Source organism: Bacteroides faecis, from assembly GCF_020091505.1.
GTDB classification, from domain to species: domain Bacteria; phylum Bacteroidota; class Bacteroidia; order Bacteroidales; family Bacteroidaceae; genus Bacteroides; species Bacteroides faecis.
Map to the genome: position 1 here is coordinate 5,478,573 of NZ_CP081916.1, position 16,031 is coordinate 5,494,603.

The 16,031-nt window shown below is 46.7% G+C and carries 10 protein-coding genes; 2 read left to right on the forward strand and 8 right to left on the reverse strand.

The genetic code is table 11. The features are described 5' to 3' along the window. Window positions 1-9: 9 nt before the first annotated feature. Window positions 10-612, reverse strand: coding sequence for an OmpH/Skp family outer membrane protein (locus K6V30_RS21750; protein WP_022301121.1), 603 nt, complete (start codon window positions 610-612; stop codon window positions 10-12). A gap of 26 nt (window positions 613-638) precedes the next feature. Next, entirely contained in the window at window positions 639-872 is a 234-nt protein-coding gene (locus K6V30_RS21755; protein ID WP_008762116.1) for a hypothetical protein, read from the reverse strand. Window positions 873-1,004: 132 nt separating this feature from the next. Between K6V30_RS21755 and K6V30_RS21760 the strand changes: the two genes are divergently transcribed. Next, entirely contained in the window at window positions 1,005-2,465 is a 1,461-nt protein-coding gene (locus K6V30_RS21760; protein ID WP_055271609.1) for an aminoacyl-histidine dipeptidase, read from the forward strand. A 55-nt stretch (window positions 2,466-2,520) separates the two neighbouring features. Next, window positions 2,521-3,672, forward strand: a complete 1,152-nt coding sequence (locus K6V30_RS21765) for an endonuclease/exonuclease/phosphatase family protein (RefSeq protein WP_081030969.1) — start codon at window positions 2,521-2,523, stop codon at window positions 3,670-3,672. Window positions 3,673-3,944: 272 nt separating this feature from the next. Here the strand turns inward: K6V30_RS21765 and K6V30_RS21770 are convergent, their stop codons facing one another. From K6V30_RS21770 to K6V30_RS21795, 6 genes are all read right to left on the reverse strand, one after another. Continuing rightward, a complete protein-coding gene (locus K6V30_RS21770) occupies window positions 3,945-5,120 on the reverse strand; it encodes a mechanosensitive ion channel family protein (protein ID WP_010538874.1) in 1,176 nt (391 codons plus the stop codon). 134 nt (window positions 5,121-5,254) lie between these two features. Continuing rightward, window positions 5,255-6,802 (reverse strand): sulfatase family protein, encoded by a 1,548-nt coding sequence (locus K6V30_RS21775; protein WP_010538875.1) that lies wholly within the window; start codon window positions 6,800-6,802, stop codon window positions 5,255-5,257. A gap of 64 nt (window positions 6,803-6,866) precedes the next feature. After that, window positions 6,867-8,684, reverse strand: a complete 1,818-nt coding sequence (locus K6V30_RS21780) for an alpha-L-fucosidase (RefSeq protein ID WP_055271619.1) — start codon at window positions 8,682-8,684, stop codon at window positions 6,867-6,869. Between the two features lie 169 nt (window positions 8,685-8,853). Then, window positions 8,854-11,889 (reverse strand): glycoside hydrolase family 2 TIM barrel-domain containing protein, encoded by a 3,036-nt coding sequence (locus K6V30_RS21785; protein ID WP_371441473.1) that lies wholly within the window; start codon window positions 11,887-11,889, stop codon window positions 8,854-8,856. Between the two features lie 62 nt (window positions 11,890-11,951). Further along, complete coding sequence (locus K6V30_RS21790; protein ID WP_055271603.1) at window positions 11,952-14,285, reverse strand: glycoside hydrolase family 20 protein; 2,334 nt, start codon at window positions 14,283-14,285, stop codon at window positions 11,952-11,954. Between the two features lie 15 nt (window positions 14,286-14,300). Beyond that, window positions 14,301-15,884: a sulfatase family protein gene (locus tag K6V30_RS21795; protein ID WP_055271601.1), complete on the reverse strand. Its 1,584-nt coding sequence runs from the start codon at window positions 15,882-15,884 to the stop codon at window positions 14,301-14,303. Window positions 15,885-16,031: the final 147 nt, after the last annotated feature.

Sequence of the window (16,031 nt, forward strand, 5' to 3'; positions counted from 1 at the left end):
AGACATTTTTTATTTCTTAGCAGATGAATATCTGGCATTCAATCCATCTACGATTTCTTTAGTGATATTAAATGCGCTGTCAGCATAAAGCAGGTTATCAAAACCAGTATTGCTGAAAATCAAGCTATATCCACGAGTTTTATTATATTCTTTCAGGAAAGCGTTGATAGAATCACGGAAAAGCAAGCTATTTGTGTTGTTGTCTTCCATCAAACCATTCTGAAGTTTATTGCTCAATTCCTGCAAGTCTTGTTCCATTTTAGCCAAACGGTTGTACTCCTGCTGAGCTCTTTCCGGTGACAGGAAAGCATTGCTTTCATATTTCTTCTGAAATTCCTGTTTTTCTTTGTTCAAAGCAGTCATCTTCTGGTTCAATGTCATACGAACATTCTCGCTCTTCTTTACCATAGCCTCATTCAAGTCAATACAGAAATTGTATTTAGCCAGCAATGTGTCTATTTCAACATAAGCTATTTTCATCCCTGACAATTCAGCAGTAGCCGAAGCCGGAGTAGTTGCAACTTGATTATCAGCTTTGCCGGCGCATTGTGAGAATAAAACGATAAACGCAAGTGCAGCTAAACCGTTCATGAGGTAGTTTATTCTATTCATAACTATAAAATATTGTTTTTAATTAATTAGTTCATACTATCGTTCAAGGCTTTTTCCAACTCATCAATAGAAAAACGTGATTTCTTTTGTGCTTCACGATCCTGCGACTGCGCACAACCGATTCCTTTTTTACGCAACTCTTTATTACCGCTCACATGACCATTCGGGAACTTTCCCCCCTTCGTAAAGAATACTTTCACCCCTAATAATAATAGGGAAATAGCAACTATTAACAAAGTTATCAGTATAGTCTCAACCATTTCTATTAATTTTGTGAGTGCAAAGATAGGCTTTAATGAGAAACGAGTTCAGATAAGTCAAGCAAATTAACCATATTTAGCAATAAGAGGAACCGAAATGAACCTCCTATTCCTATTATAAAAGAAAACAGCATGGAAAAAAAAGATCTTAAGCCGGCTGGCGTATTCAAGTATTTTGAGGAAATCTGCCAAGTGCCGCGTCCTTCCAAGAAGGAAGAGAAAATAATTGCCTACCTGAAGGCATTCGGAGCAAAACATAATCTGGAAACAAAAGTAGATGAAGCAGGAAACGTACTGATCAAAAAGCCTGCTACTCCGGGCAAAGAAAATCTTCAGACTGTCGTACTGCAGTCTCATATCGATATGGTGTGTGAAAAGAACAACGACATACAGCACGACTTCCTCACCGATCCCATCGAAACAGAAATAGACGGAGAATGGCTGAAAGCCAAGGGAACGACTCTCGGAGCCGATAATGGTATCGGCGTAGCTACCGAGCTGGCTATCCTGGCGGATGACAGCATCGGACACGGTCCGCTGGAATGCTTGTTTACCGTAGATGAAGAAACCGGACTGACCGGAGCTTTTGAGTTGAAAGAAGGCTTCATGAGCGGTGATATTCTGTTGAACCTTGACTCCGAAGATGAAGGAGAAATCTTTATCGGATGTGCCGGTGGCATTGATTCCGTTGCGGAGTTCGCCTATAAAGAAGTAGAAGTTCCCGCAGGATATTTCTTCTTCAAAGTAGAAGTTAAAGGACTGAAGGGCGGACATTCCGGTGGTGATATCCATTTGGGACGTGGTAATGCAAACAAGATACTGAACCGATTCCTGTCCCGAATGGCGAACCGTCAGGATCTGTATCTCTGCGAAATCAACGGAGGTAACCTGCGCAACGCTATCCCCCGTGAAGCATACGCTATCTGTGCAGTTCCCGAAGATGCCAAACATGACGTCCGGACAGAACTGAACATCTTTACCAGCGAAGTGGAAAACGAACTATCCGTTACCGAACCGGACCTGAAACTGGTTCTTGAATCGGAAACTCCTCGTAAAACGGCTATCGACCAGGATACTACCGCCCGCTTGCTGAAAGCATTGTATGCTGCTCCTCACGGTGTATATGCCATGAGCCAAGACATCCCCGGACTGGTAGAAACTTCGACTAATCTTGCTTCTGTCAAAATGAAACCAAACCATATCATCCGCATCGAAACCAGTCAACGCAGTTCTATCCTATCCGCACGCAATGACATGGCAAATACAGTTCGTGCCGTCTTCCAATTAGCAGGTGCCAGTGTCACCTTCGGCGAAGGTTATCCGGGATGGAAACCCAACCCTCATTCAGCAATCCTCGAAGTGGCAGCAGAATCTTACAAACGGCTTTTCGGTGTAGATGCGAAAGTGAAAGCAATTCACGCAGGACTGGAGTGCGGTTTGTTCCTCGACAAGTATCCGACATTAGATATGATCTCTTTCGGACCGACCCTTACCGGAGTGCACTCTCCCGACGAACGGATGCACATTCCTTCCGTTGAGAAGTTCTGGAAGCATTTGTTGGATATTCTGGCACATGTTCCTGCCAAGAAATAACAGTCAGATAAGACATGATAGAAAAGATTATGGTGGTAGCACAGAAAGACTTGCTATCACCGTAATCTTTTTTATGATGCTTTTTTTTACCTCCTCATATATCACAGGACAAGTTTCTTTCAGTGGAAAAGAATCGTCCACGAACAAGCAGTTCATTTCCCAAAAGAAGTCTTCCGACGAAGAGCGAGTTCCTTTTCGTGTCATGAGCTGGAATGTAGAAAACCTCTTCGACACGCATCATGACACACTAAAGAACGATAACGAATTCCTTCCCGACGCCATCCGCCACTGGAACTACACCAAATATAAAAAGAAGCTGGCCGACATAGCCCGCGTCATTACTGCTGTCGGCGAATGGAATCCACCTGCCCTTGTAGGTCTTTGCGAAGTAGAGAACGACAGTGTATTGCGTGACCTCACACAGCGCTCTCCCTTAAAGGAACTGAATTATCGCTACGTCATGACAAATTCTCCCGATCTGAGAGGAATCGATGTTGCTTTACTATATCAACGTGACCTGTTCAAATTAATATCTTTTCATTCCATCCCGATCCCTTCTTTCAAGCAACATCGCCCTACAAGAGACTTATTACATGTCAGCGGACTATTATTAACCGGAGACACACTCGATGTAATCGTCTGCCACCTTCCGTCCCGATCCGGCGGAGCCAAAGAATCCGAACCTTACCGGCTCCATGCTGCCCGAATACTGCGCACGGAAGCCGACAGCCTTCTGAGTATCCGTCTTCATCCACAGCTGATCATCATGGGAGATTTCAATGACTACCCAACCAATAAATCCGTCAAAGAAATATTAGAAGCCACCATGCCGCCCAACGAAGCCACCACTTCATCCGACTCTCCATCATCGACAGAGCCTCAACCGACAACCACCTCCCCTCCCCCTTCCAAGCTTTGTCATCTACTTGCCCGGAAAGCGATGTCCCGTAATTTCGGCTCCTATAAATATCATGGAGAATGGGGGTTACTCGATCACTTGATCGTATCCGGCACTTTACTCGATACCTCCTCCAGCTTCTTCACCAAGGAAAGCAAAGCAAACGTTGCCCGCCTTCCTTTTCTATTGACTGAAGACAAGAAGTACGGCGACGACGAACCTTTTCGTACCTACAAAGGAATGAAATATCAAGGAGGAATCAGTGACCATCTCCCCATATACGCAGATTTTGAACTGATCGTATACTAACCGACAGATAAAAGGCAATAAATCCACTGCTACCAGCTATTTTACAGGAACATAGACAGGGAGGAAAAGCCATCCCCTTTGCCTACTGACGGGACATACCGGACGACTATCCGTAACATCCGGACAAAAGGCTTGTGCCACCGTGTTGGCACAACTATGCCACCGTATTGGCACTGTCGTGCCATCGCATTGGCACAGTTGTGCCACTACGGTGGCAAAGATGTGCTAAGCCAGTGGCAAAGACATCCCCCCGGAAGTTAACCTGAACGAAGTTAGTCCGAATATTGATATACCTTCAGATCGAACTTCGGCACCATCGCCAGCAGATGATCAAAGATATCCGACTGAATCCGTTCGTATTCTTTCCATACCTTATTGCGGGAAAAGAAATAAACCTGAATAGGTACTCCGTACATGGTAGCCTCCTTCTGACTGATAATCAAATCCAAATCCTGATTCACCACAGGCAGGCTACAAAGATACCGCTCGATATACACCCGATAAACCTGCGAATTGGTAGGCACCACCCCTTCCTCCGGCTGATAATCCGCCATTAAAGGAATCTCTTTCCGATAGCGGTCGAGCATTTCCGGCGTACAGAACTGGAGGGTAGTTAAATCCAGTGTGATATTCTTCATCACCCGCCGTCCGCCGGACTCTTTCATTCCACGCCAGTTCTGGAAAGGGCTGCTGACCAGTGTATAAGGAGGAACTGTAGAAATCGTATTATCAAAGTTCTGAATCTTCACCGTGTTAAGCGTAATCTCCTGCACCGTGCCATTCGCAGCACCGGAAGGAAGTGTGATCCAGTCTCCCGGACGCACCATATCATTGGCGGAAAGCTGAATACCTGCCACAAATCCCAAAATGGAATCCTTGAATACCAGCATCAGGATAGCTGCCGAAGCACCCAATCCTGCAAACAGACTGGCAGGCGATTTATTCACAATAATAGCGATAATCACAATCCCTCCGATGAAAAACAGAAGTACCTGAAGCACCTGAATAAACCCTTTCATAGGCCGGTTCTTCATCGTCTCCTTTCCATCATAGATATCCATTATCATCAGCAGAATCCCGTTGATGGCCAGCAGCAGGGAAAAGATAATATAAATGGCACAAGCCTTCTGCGAAATCAGCAACAGTTCCTTACCGCGCATGAAAGCCATCGGCAACAGGGCATAGACAAGGATGGCAGGAATTGTATGAATCAGGTTATGAAACACCTTACGCTTCATCAACAACGTATTCCAGAGATGCGGTTTCCTGCGGGTGTACTGCTTCATACCTCCCACCAGAATCGCCTGACAAAGATAATTCAGTACGACAGCAATCGCTATCATCAGTATGGCAATAATTGTTTCATCAAAGCGATCGGCAACCTTCGGGTCCATCCCCCAATCTATCAGGATTTTGTTCATCCACTTTCCTAAATCGACTACTAACATAAGCTTTATCTTTATATATCATGTTTATAGTAGGATAACAGTGAAAACCCTCGTTTGGTTTAAAAAAAAGACTGGCGCCTGATTTACAAGAAATCAAGGCCGCCAGTCCCACTGCTACTCTCTAAGCATTTCTTTTATAATGGCAGACCGTAACGTCCATCTACAATTTTCTCCAGCTGTTCTGCCATCTTCTTTACCTGTTCCGGATACTGATCCGCCACATTATTCTTCTCGCCCGGATCTTTCTTCAAATCATAAAGCTGCGGCTCCTTACTGTTTCCCAACTCGATATTCACCGCTTTCAGATATGCGGGTCCATTTCCCGGACGGAGATATTTCCATTTGCCGTCTGTCACCGACAGGTTATTCTGGGCATTCTGAAGTACCAGCCATTCGCGTCCCTTCTTCTGTTTGCCTGTCCATGCTTTCAGCATCGGTTCGCTATCCGGTGCCGCACCTTCCGGCAAGCGGACATTCAGCATTTCGGCGAAGGTAGCAAACCAGTCGATCTGACAAAGCAACGCATCCGAAACGGTTCCCGGACGAATCACGCCCTGCCAGCTCCAGATACAAGGGATACGTGTACCGGCTTCGAAAGAACTGTACTTTCCTCCGCGATAAATACCGCCCGGAGTATGGTCGCCCAGCAATTCTACTGCCTGATCCTTGTATCCGTCGTCCACTACCGGACCGTTATCGCTGGAAAGAATCACTAATGTATTCTTGTCCAAGCCCAGTCGTTCAAGTGTATTCAGGATTTCTCCTACCGACCAGTCAAATTCGAGCAGACAATCGCCGCGAGGGCCCATGCCGCTCTTCCCTGCAAACTGTGGAGACGGAACACGGGGCACATGCGCATCCTGCGTAGCAAAGTACAGGAAGAAAGGAGCAGACTTGTGTCCTTCAATAAAGGAAACGGCTTTTCCTGTCAGTGTCTCCGCAATTTTCTCGTCCTGCCAGAGTGCCGACTTTCCGCCCTTCATATATCCGATACGGGAAATACCGTTCACGATGCTCTGATCATGTCCGTGAGAAGGGTGCATCTTCAGCAATTCCGGGTTATCCTTTCCGGTCGGTTCTCCCGGGAAGTTCGCCTTGTAGCTTACCTGAATCGGGTCGTTCGGATCAAGATTGATCACCTGATCATTCTCGACAAACACACAAGGTACACGGTCGCCCGTAGCTGCCATAATGAATGAGTATTCAAAGCCGATATCGTTGGTTCCCGGTTGCAAAGGCTTGTTCCAGTCCTGCTCTCCGCCTTTGTCGCCCAGCCCCAGATGCCATTTACCTACGACACCTGTGTTATATCCGGCATCCTTAAACAAGTTTGCCATCGTATAGCGTTCCGGACGGATGATAGCCGCAGCGTCTCCGGCAGCAATACCTGTTCCGGCTTTTCGCCACGCATATTCACCGGTCAGCATCGCGTAGCGGGAAGGCGTACTGGTAGCAGCCGCACTGTGTGCATTCGTAAAACGCACTCCCATCTTGGCAAGACGCTCTACATTGGGAGTATGGATAGTCTTTGCCCCGTTGCAACTCAAGTCGCCGTAACCGATATCATCTGCATAGATAAAAACAACATTCGGACGATTGGACTGCTTTTCCTGAGCAGTGGCATGAGACGCCAAACAGGAGGTTAATGCTAAAGGCAATATGCCATAAAATTCTTTTCTCATCTTGTCTTTTGATAAATTATTAGGTTAGAATGAAAGTCTGGTTAACTTTTTAATAAGGTTCATATCAAGGAGCTACGGTCACTCCGATTTCGTTCATTTCTACTTGCGCCGTTGTAGCTGTAGGGGTAGTAGCCTCCAGTTTGATAAAACGTGCCTTTTCCTTCTGACCGAAAGTAACAGTCTGCGGCAACGGATTGTGCATGATATTGCTGAACTCACCGTTTGCAGGCACTTCCTTCCAGTTCTTGCCATCTGCGCTCACATAGAATTTGTAGCGGAAAGCCATCGTCGGTTTCGCTTCTGCTTTCAGAGGCGCATACGTGAATGCGGAGATTTCGACCTCTTTACCCAAATCAATTGTCAATGGAGAAGCAGCTACCTGTTTCCAGGAGGCACGAGGCAGATTATTCCAGTTTTCCGTCCGGTTCTCTTCTTCCAGAGATTCTGCATAGTAAGCTCCTACCTGACTGATATGAGCCGTCAGACGACACTCATTGACCTTCACCCGCAGCTGGCTGGCTTTTACCGCTGGAAAACGTACCATACGTTTATATCCTACAGTCGTTCCCTTCGCAACTTCCTGCCAGCCTTCTTCCGTCAATGCCTCTACTGTGAAAGACTCTACCCGTTGTCCTTTCGTAATATCTTCCTGTATCATCACAACATTGATTTCTGACTCCGGCTTCAAAGAATAGACAGCCTCGCTTCCGGAAACGGCCTCCCAGTCTTTTCTTCCTTTTTCTACCCGGTTGTTGGTAAATATCTTCTCCCGATAAGCAGCAAACTCATTCAACCGCTGTACATCCGCTTCATTAATCAAGCCTCTGCGGTCGGGAGGAATATTCAACAAGAGTACCGAGTTATAACCCACAGACTGGAAATAGATATCAGCCAGATGCTTCAATGACTTCACTTTGCTGTCTTCCTCCGCATGATAGAACCATCCCGGACGGATAGACACATCCACCTCCGAAGGATACCAGAATAATTCCGTTGCCTTTTCCAACATCGCACGACTTCCCAGATCTTCCGCTTTGCTAAAGACACCCAGCCGCTTGTTGTTTTCTTCAGAACGGGCATAGATTCCCGGAGTCAGTACCGTTGCACTCCACTCCGTTTCGCGTCCCAAGCCTTTTTCATTACCTACCCAACGGACATCGTCACCCATAATTGCCATAACCGCTTTCGGCTGCAACTTCTGAATGGTCTTATAGAAAGCATCCCAGTCATAGATTTGCTTCTTTCCGTTCGGTCCTTCTCCGTTCGCACCGTCGAACCATACTTCGTGTACCTCACCATAATTAGTGAGCAACTCTGTCAATTGCTGAATGAAGAACTCATTGTATTTAGGAGAGTCTCCGTAGCATTCCGCGTTCCGGTCCCATGGAGAAAGATATACTCCGAACTTCATATCATATTTATCACAAGCCTTACGCAGTTCTTTCACTACGTCTCCCTGACCGTTTTTCCAGGGAGAAGAAGCTACCGAGTGTTTCGTAGTAGCGGTAGGCCACAGACAAAAGCCATCATGATGCTTTGCCGTGAGAAGTACCATTTTGAATCCCGCGTCTTTCAGGCTGCGTACCCATTGTTCCGCATCCAGTTCCGTAGGGTTAAAGATAGCAGGATCTTCCTTGCCGTCGCCCCATTCCCGTCCGGTAAACGTATTGATGCCGAAATGCAGAAAAGCAGTCAGCTCCATTTGTTGCCACGCAGCCTGTTGGGGAGTAGGAACCAACCTTGCTGCCATATCTATTTTCTGTTCGAGGGTCGCATCCTGTGGAAATTCAACATGCTTCACATAGTAGTTTTCTTTCGTCAGTCCACAGCCGCCCAACGTTATCACAGAAGATAAAAAGAGAGAAATTAGTAGTTTGTTCATCATAATAAATATTGATTTAATGCTAATGAGACAAAGATAATTATAAAGGAGTGAATTTCATGACTTTCCCGAAGCACTTTTCATTAAACTTCGCTAAATCCATGCCATTCGCTCCTTTATATTCTATCTCAATGCAATATTTCTATTCAAATGCAATCAGTACCACCGGTTATTTTACCGGATAAAGCGTAAATTCAAAACTCTGTTTTTTCACCGGTACCAGATATTGCGGCAATACACCCGGTCCGCAGGTTGCTGTTCCCACTCCTGCCTGTTCAGCATCCAGATGTATAGTCATCATTCCGTCACGCTCCAGCTCATTAATATGGTGTGCCTTCTCTAATAGTACATCCGAGAAGGGGATGATACTAAACTGGAAAGGACGATTCGATTCCATAAATACACCTTCACCTGCCTGATCCGTCAGTTTAGCCCAGCGCACATCCGTCCGGTTACCTGTTGACTGCGGCGTTGCGTAATAGTGGAACATCCGTTCTACGGTCGTGTCATACAGATCTATCCTGCCGGACTGATTACGGTCGATATACGTCTCATGATCGCCACGTCCCAGATAAGAAACTTGGTCATACGTATCCGCCATACGGAAAGTCAGCCCCAAACGAGCCATTGACTTCACGATAGCCGTATCAGGTTGGAAAGTTGTATGTACTTTCAAGGCACCATTCTTACCGAGCGAGTAAACGAAATCAGCCATTCCTACTTTCTGTCCTTTCCCGTTGAGAATCTCAGCACGGACAGTAGCCGATGTCCTACCTTCTTTAAGCGATACCACCTTCTGAGTCAGATTGTTCAATCCTGCCTTACGCCACAAACGAGCACCGTTCCGATCCCGGTTGTCATTATCCGTAGCCGGACGGAACAAACTCAAAGTGACGGGGGCAGCCAGCAGTTCCTTCCCATTCAAAGTCAGAGAAGAAAGTGCTCCGGTGTTCTTATCTACAACGAAAGCTGTTTCTCCTGCCTTCTGCGGGCGGTGAGCCGTGGCATTTTTATTACCGGCAAGTACAAACTGGTCGTACGCCACTTCCCAGTCGGCATCCACCAGCGGAGCAGCCTCTTTGCGGCTCCAGCTAAGGTTCAGATAAGCTTCCCGTACAGAAGCCGGAAGTTTGACAGCGCCCAGCAGAATCTCTGCTGTAGCATGCGGCTCACAGTCCACTTCCTTCGTACCTTCGGCAAGTAGCGTTCCATCCTCCCCTTTCACATTCCAATGCAGGATATATTCATTCAGATTAGAAAAGTCATACCAGTTCTTGATGCTGACCTTCAGGTTCTTCGGGTCAGATAGAGTCGCTTTGATGTTCTGATAAATTTTCTTCACTTCAAGTAGATGCGGATGTGGTTCACGCACAGCGTTCACCAGACCGTTGCCACAGAAATTACCGAAGCTGGGGATTCCTTCCGGTCCGTAATCACCTCCGTAAGTCCAATACCACTTCCCGTCTTTGTCTATCTCGCGGAAATTCTGATCTACCCAGTCCCAGATGCAGCCACCTTGCGCCATCGGCTCATTTTCAAAAACGTCCCAGTACTCTTTCATTCCACCGCAACTATTCCCCATAGCATGCAGGTATTCACAGAGGATGAAGGGACGGTAAATATCTTTTTTAGCCACATAAGCCTTGATTTCGTCCACACTTCGATACATACGGCAATAAATGTCCGTATTATAATTCAGTTCGGCACGTTCATATTGCACGGGGCGGCCTTTCTCTACTGATTTCAACCAGTCGTAAGTACGTTCGAAATTGATACCGTTGCCGGCTTCATTCCCCAGCGACCAGATCACGATAGCCGGATGATTCTTGGAACGTTCGTACATACGGTGCGTACGGTCCATGTGGGCAGTCAGCCAGGTACTGTCTTTTGCGAGGGAAGCAGGTCCGTATCCCATACCATGCGATTCGATATTCGCCTCATCAATCATATACAGCCCGTAACGGTCGCAAAGCTGATACCAGTACGGATGAGTCGGATAATGTGAGTTACGCACCATATTGATATTATGCTGTTTCATCAGTCGGATATCCTGCTCCATCAGTTCTTTGCTTACGGTACGTCCCAGTTGTGAATGTTCGTGACGGTTCGCTCCTTTCACCAGCACCGGAACACCATTGATGCAGAAACGTCCGTCCTTGATTTCCGAAGTACGGAAACCAACCTCGCATCCGGTCAGTTCAGTCACCTTTCCTTGTGCGTCTTTCAGTTCGAGCACCAAAGTATAAAGATTAGGATACTCCGCGTTCCACGCTTTTACTTCCGCAATCTTCTTCTCATCGAAAGCGATGAAGTTGCTCAATCCACGGGATTTGATCCGGACAGCATCCTGCAACACAGCTTTTCCCGAAGCATCTTTCAGTGTATATGCAATGGAGCCGGCTGTGGCAGAAGGTCCTTCTACCGTCACTTCCAGATTGAAAATACCCTCTTTGTATTTCTCTTTATCAAGAGAGGCACTTACTTTATAGTCAGCAATATACTGTTTGGGAGTACTATACAGGTAAACATCCCGTTCGATACCGCTCAGGCGCCACATATCCTGACACTCCAGATAAGCACCCGAACTCCAGCGATATACTTCCAGCGCCACCACGTTCTCACCTTCACTCAGTACATCGGTAATGTCCCATTCGGCAGCCGTCTTCGATCCCTGATTATAGCCGAGCAACTTCCCGTTCACCCATACATAATAGAAAGAAATCACACCCTCGCAGCAAAGTACTACCCGGCGTCCTTTCCAGTCGGCGGGTACTTTGAATGTACGACGATAAGAACCGACTTCGTTTTCGGCAAATGGTACCAACGGCGGATTCTTCTTGAAGTTGAACATCTTATCGTCAAACTCATAAGTTTCGTTAACATAAATCGCTGTTCCATATCCCTGTCGTTCCCAGTTGCCGGGCACATTAATATCCGCCCATCCTCCGGTATAATAAGAAGGCTGGTAGAAGTCTTTCGGGCGGTTATCCGGATTCTTTACCCAGTGGAATTTCCACTTTCCGTTCAGGCTCATATAATAAGGAGACTCTTCATATCCTCCCGGTTTTTCAATATCGGAAGCGTCGGCATAAGGCCATACGTAGGTATGGGGAGCGAGTTTATTCAGTCCTACAGCATACTGGCTCTGCCACTCCGGCTGCGACTGTTTCTGAGCCGAAGCGAAGGTAGCAGTCAGTGCTACCATCAAGATTAAAAAAGTTCGTTTCTTTAATTTCATCGTTATTATATTAGTTATTTAGTAACTGGTTATTCGATTATCAGTTCATCGAAATAGACTCTTGATTTTTGTCCGGGACGGACATGGTTGAACGGACATTCTCCCGCTCCTTCCACGGTCACCCGAACATAGCGGGCAACGGTTCCCCTCATATCTACCGAAAGGTCTTCGACAAAAGTTCCCTCACGGAATATCTCTTCGGGAGTATATTTCAATTCGTTGATATCCCGATAAGTCGCCTGATCGTCCGAAACAGCTACCTTGATGGATTTCGGTTTATGCACTCCCATTCCATAATTAGTAATACAACCGATCGTCAACGTGTTCATCTTCTCCTTTTGCAGCAAATCCACAGTGAAAGAGAAGCGGTCGTTTCTTGTCCAGCAGCACCATTCAAAGTCCGTCTGTTTCAGGCTTCCTCTGATTCCGTTACTCAGCACAGCTTCATTCGCTTTATTGCCCAGCAACGGTTTGGCCGTTGCCTTATTCCAATGTACCGGAAGCGTCAATATTTTCCCCATCTGCTCTCCACCGGCAAATGTTGCAGCATTGATTGTCCGGGCATCCTTTACAACCAGCGGCTGTTCATAGAGCGGCGAAGCAGCTGTCGGCTTACTTCCATCTACCGTATAACGGATTTCCACATCCGGACGGATACATTCCAGTGTTACATTCAGTGCTCCGTCTTCCGGCTTCACCGTATGCTGTATATTGTACATCGAACGAGCATACGCTATTCCTTTGGCTGCCAAGTGTTCATTGAACGAGTCCATTCCTTTGAGGAACGAAGCCCAGTCTTTCTTTTCCGGCTGTGTCCACGCCACTTCCGCCAAAGCTGCCAGACGCGGGAATACGAGGTAATCCACATCCTCCGGCTTATTGCAGAACTCCGTCCACATACAAGCCTGTACTCCCATCAGCAGATCCGCATATTCCGGTTTCCAATCTTTCTGAACCGGCTCATAGTCATACACATCTTTCAGCGTGTTATTGCCGAAATACGTCAGCGGCTCAAACCATTGCGGCCCCTGATAACGAATCAGGTACATGATGCGTGCGGGAGTCATAATGAAACGATGTCCCTGTTCGGCAGCCTTCAAGGCAGCCTGTCCGTATCCCTGCCAACCCAAGACAATGACATCTTCCGGCAAAAAACTACTGTTAGTCAGTTCATCCCAGCCAATCACTTCACGGCCTTTGCCGCGTACATACTCGCTCATCCGCTTCATGAAGTAACCTTGCAGATCCTCTTCATTGGCCAGTTTCTCTTTTTTCATCCGTGCCTGACACAACGGGCATTTCCCCCAATAAGTCTTGCGGGCTTCATCGCCTCCGATATGAATATACCGGGAAGGGAACAAGGCCATAATCTCGTCCATCACATCCTGAAGGAAAGTGTAGACGCTGTCGTTTCCGGCACAATAGATAATTTCGGAGTTCCGTCCTCCCAAACCGGGAAGCACTCCGATATACTCCTTCACCACCGGACAGGCAAAATGAGGATAGGCCGCCAATGCCGAATTACTGTGTGCAGGCACATCAATTTCCGGCACTACTTCTATCTGGCGTTCGGCTGCATAGGCCACCATTTCCTTTATATCTTCCTGTGTATAGAAGCCTCCTACCGGGGTCGGTTCTCCGGGTTCCGGATTACGCCGGGCAGGGAAAGGCAGTCCTGTACGATCCACCCTCCAGGCACCTACTTCCGTCAGACGGGGATATTTTTTGATTTCCACACGCCAGCCGTTATCATCTGTCAGATGAAAGTGAAGCGTGTTTATTTTCAGCATCGCCATACAGTCGATGATTCGCAATACATTCTCTTTAGGAATAAAGTAACGTGCCGCATCCAGCAGTAATGCCCGGTAACCAAACCGCGGTTCGTCCTGAATACTCACTGCCGGAATACTCCATTTTACCTTCTTATCCGCCACTTCCTCTTTTTCGATAGCTGCCGGAAGCAACTGGCGAATCGTCTGCAAAGCATAAAAGAATCCTTTGGCATCCGATGCTTCAATTATAATTTCTTTTGGAGACACTTCCAGCGTATACGCTTCACTCTTCAAAGTTGCATCTGTCTGGAAACGGACATTTCCCTTTTCTGCATCATCACCTACGGTCAACTTCGGAGTAAAACCTGCCGCACGGGTAAACAAAGCTATAAAGCCGCGCGCCACTTCCGCCTGCTCCTCATTTTCTACGGCAAATACTGTCTTACCGGAGAAAAGGTAGTTTCCGCTACCCGGCACCATTTGTGCCGGGCGTGGAACCAAGGGTATGTCATGTGTCAAGTTAGTATCGCTACATCCGGCTACCATCGAAGACAGAAAGCCTATCAGTAATATTAAAATCGTTCTTGTCATTGTATTATTCGGGGGTTATTCCTTGTCCCTTTCCGGAGAAAAGCGGACGGGGTCATTATATTGTTCCTGTAGTTTCAGCAGTTCGTCTTTCAGTTCCTTTACTACCGGTTCATATTCAGCCTCACCATAAAGGTTGTGCATTTCTGTCGGGTCTGCCTGCATGTCATACAGTTCCCACCAGTTGATATCATTATAAAAATGAATCAGTTTATAGCGTTCCGTACGCACTCCATAGTGACGTTTCACCATGTGCTCGGCAGGATATTCGTAGAAGTGGTAGTACAGTGACTTTCTCCAGTCCTGCGGATGTTCTCCTTTCAGCAGAGGCAACAGTGATACTCCATGAATGTCTGCGGGAATCTCTGCTCCTGCCAGTTCGAGGAAAGTAGGCGCATAATCGATGTTCTGTACCATTTCTGTGATGTCTCCCCTGCGGTCGAAACCTTTCGGCAGACGCATGATAAGCGGTGTACGCATGGATTCTTCGTACATGAAACGCTTGTCAAACCAGCCGTGTTCACCCATGTAGAAGCCCTGATCGGAAGTATAGACTACCAGTGTATTGTCCAGCAAACCTTTTTCTTTCAGATAATCGAGCACACGCCCTACGTTATCATCAAGAGACTTCACGGTCTTCATATAGTCGCGCATGTAACGCTGGAATTTCCAGTTGGCAAGCTCTTTTCCTTGTAGATTCTGTTTGTAGAAATCATCGATAATCGGAGCGTAGAACTTATCCCATGCGGCACGCTGCCCTTCATCCATACGTCCGAGGAATCTCTCATAAAGTGATTTCAGACGTGACTTCTCATTCGGGCGAAGCATCTTCAAATCATAAATCATATCCATGTCCTTCACGATACTCATTTCCTGAGCAGCCGCAGCAGGGCGACCTTCATAATCGTCAAAGAAATTATCCGGCAACGGGAATGTCTTGTCCTCGTAGAGAGCAAGGTTACAGGTATCCGCCATCCAGTTACGGTGAATTGCCTTATGATGAATCAACAGGCAGAACGGTTTCTCCGGATCACGCTTGTTTTCCATCCAGTCGATAGCGTCGTCGGTAATCAGATTCGTGATATATCCATGCTTCTGGATAGTATCGTTGTCTTGCGTAATAAAGGCAGGATTATAGTAATCTCCCTGTCCGGGAACTATCTGCCAGTAGTTGAATCCGGATGGCAAACTTTCCAGATGCCATTTTCCTACCAATGCAGTCTGATAACCTACCTTTTGCAGAAGCTTCGGGAAAGTCTGTTGAGTACTGTCGAATACGCAAGTGGTATTGTCATAGAATTTATTGGCACAGCTATGTTTCCCCGTAATCATACAGGCACGGCTGGGACCGCTTAATGAATTAGCCACAAAGCTTTGAGTAAAACGTACACCATCCGCCGCGATGCGGTCCAGGTTCGGTGTTTCCATGTAGCGGGTGTCATAGCAACTCATCATCTGAGCTGTATGGTCATCTGTCATGATGTAAACGATGTTCAATGGCTTTTGTTCTGTCGATTTCTGTTTATTTGCACAAGATGCAAGCGAAGCAACAGCCGCTGCTCCTGCCAGAGAATAAAGCAAGTTTGATTGCAGGTTTTCCATAATGATTAATTTATTTAGATTACAATGGCAAAGATAAGGAACATATGTAAAATCAATGTATACAAATAGCTAATGTATTTACAATATTCTTTATTTCCGCCCGAATGAGTGCAAATGCCGGAAGCAGATCGCTGTTGTACGACGGTC

Excerpts from the sequence above, each read along its gene's own strand:
- K6V30_RS21750 (WP_022301121.1), bottom strand. The coding sequence starts at position 612 with ATGAATAGAATAAACTACCTCATGAACGGTTTAGCTGCACTTGCGTTT.
- K6V30_RS21790 (WP_055271603.1), bottom strand. The coding sequence starts at position 14,285 with ATGACAAGAACGATTTTAATATTACTGATAGGCTTTCTGTCTTCGATG.
- K6V30_RS21770 (WP_010538874.1), bottom strand. The coding sequence starts at position 5,120 with ATGTTAGTAGTCGATTTAGGAAAGTGGATGAACAAAATCCTGATAGAT.
- K6V30_RS21785 (WP_371441473.1), bottom strand. The coding sequence starts at position 11,889 with ATGGTAGCACTGACTGCTACCTTCGCTTCGGCTCAGAAACAGTCGCAG.
- K6V30_RS21755 (WP_008762116.1), bottom strand. The coding sequence starts at position 872 with ATGGTTGAGACTATACTGATAACTTTGTTAATAGTTGCTATTTCCCTA.
- K6V30_RS21775 (WP_010538875.1), bottom strand. The coding sequence starts at position 6,802 with ATGAGAAAAGAATTTTATGGCATATTGCCTTTAGCATTAACCTCCTGT.
- K6V30_RS21795 (WP_055271601.1), bottom strand. The coding sequence starts at position 15,884 with ATGGAAAACCTGCAATCAAACTTGCTTTATTCTCTGGCAGGAGCAGCG.
- K6V30_RS21780 (WP_055271619.1), bottom strand. The coding sequence starts at position 8,684 with ATGAACAAACTACTAATTTCTCTCTTTTTATCTTCTGTGATAACGTTG.
- K6V30_RS21760 (WP_055271609.1), top strand. The coding sequence starts at position 1,005 with ATGGAAAAAAAAGATCTTAAGCCGGCTGGCGTATTCAAGTATTTTGAG.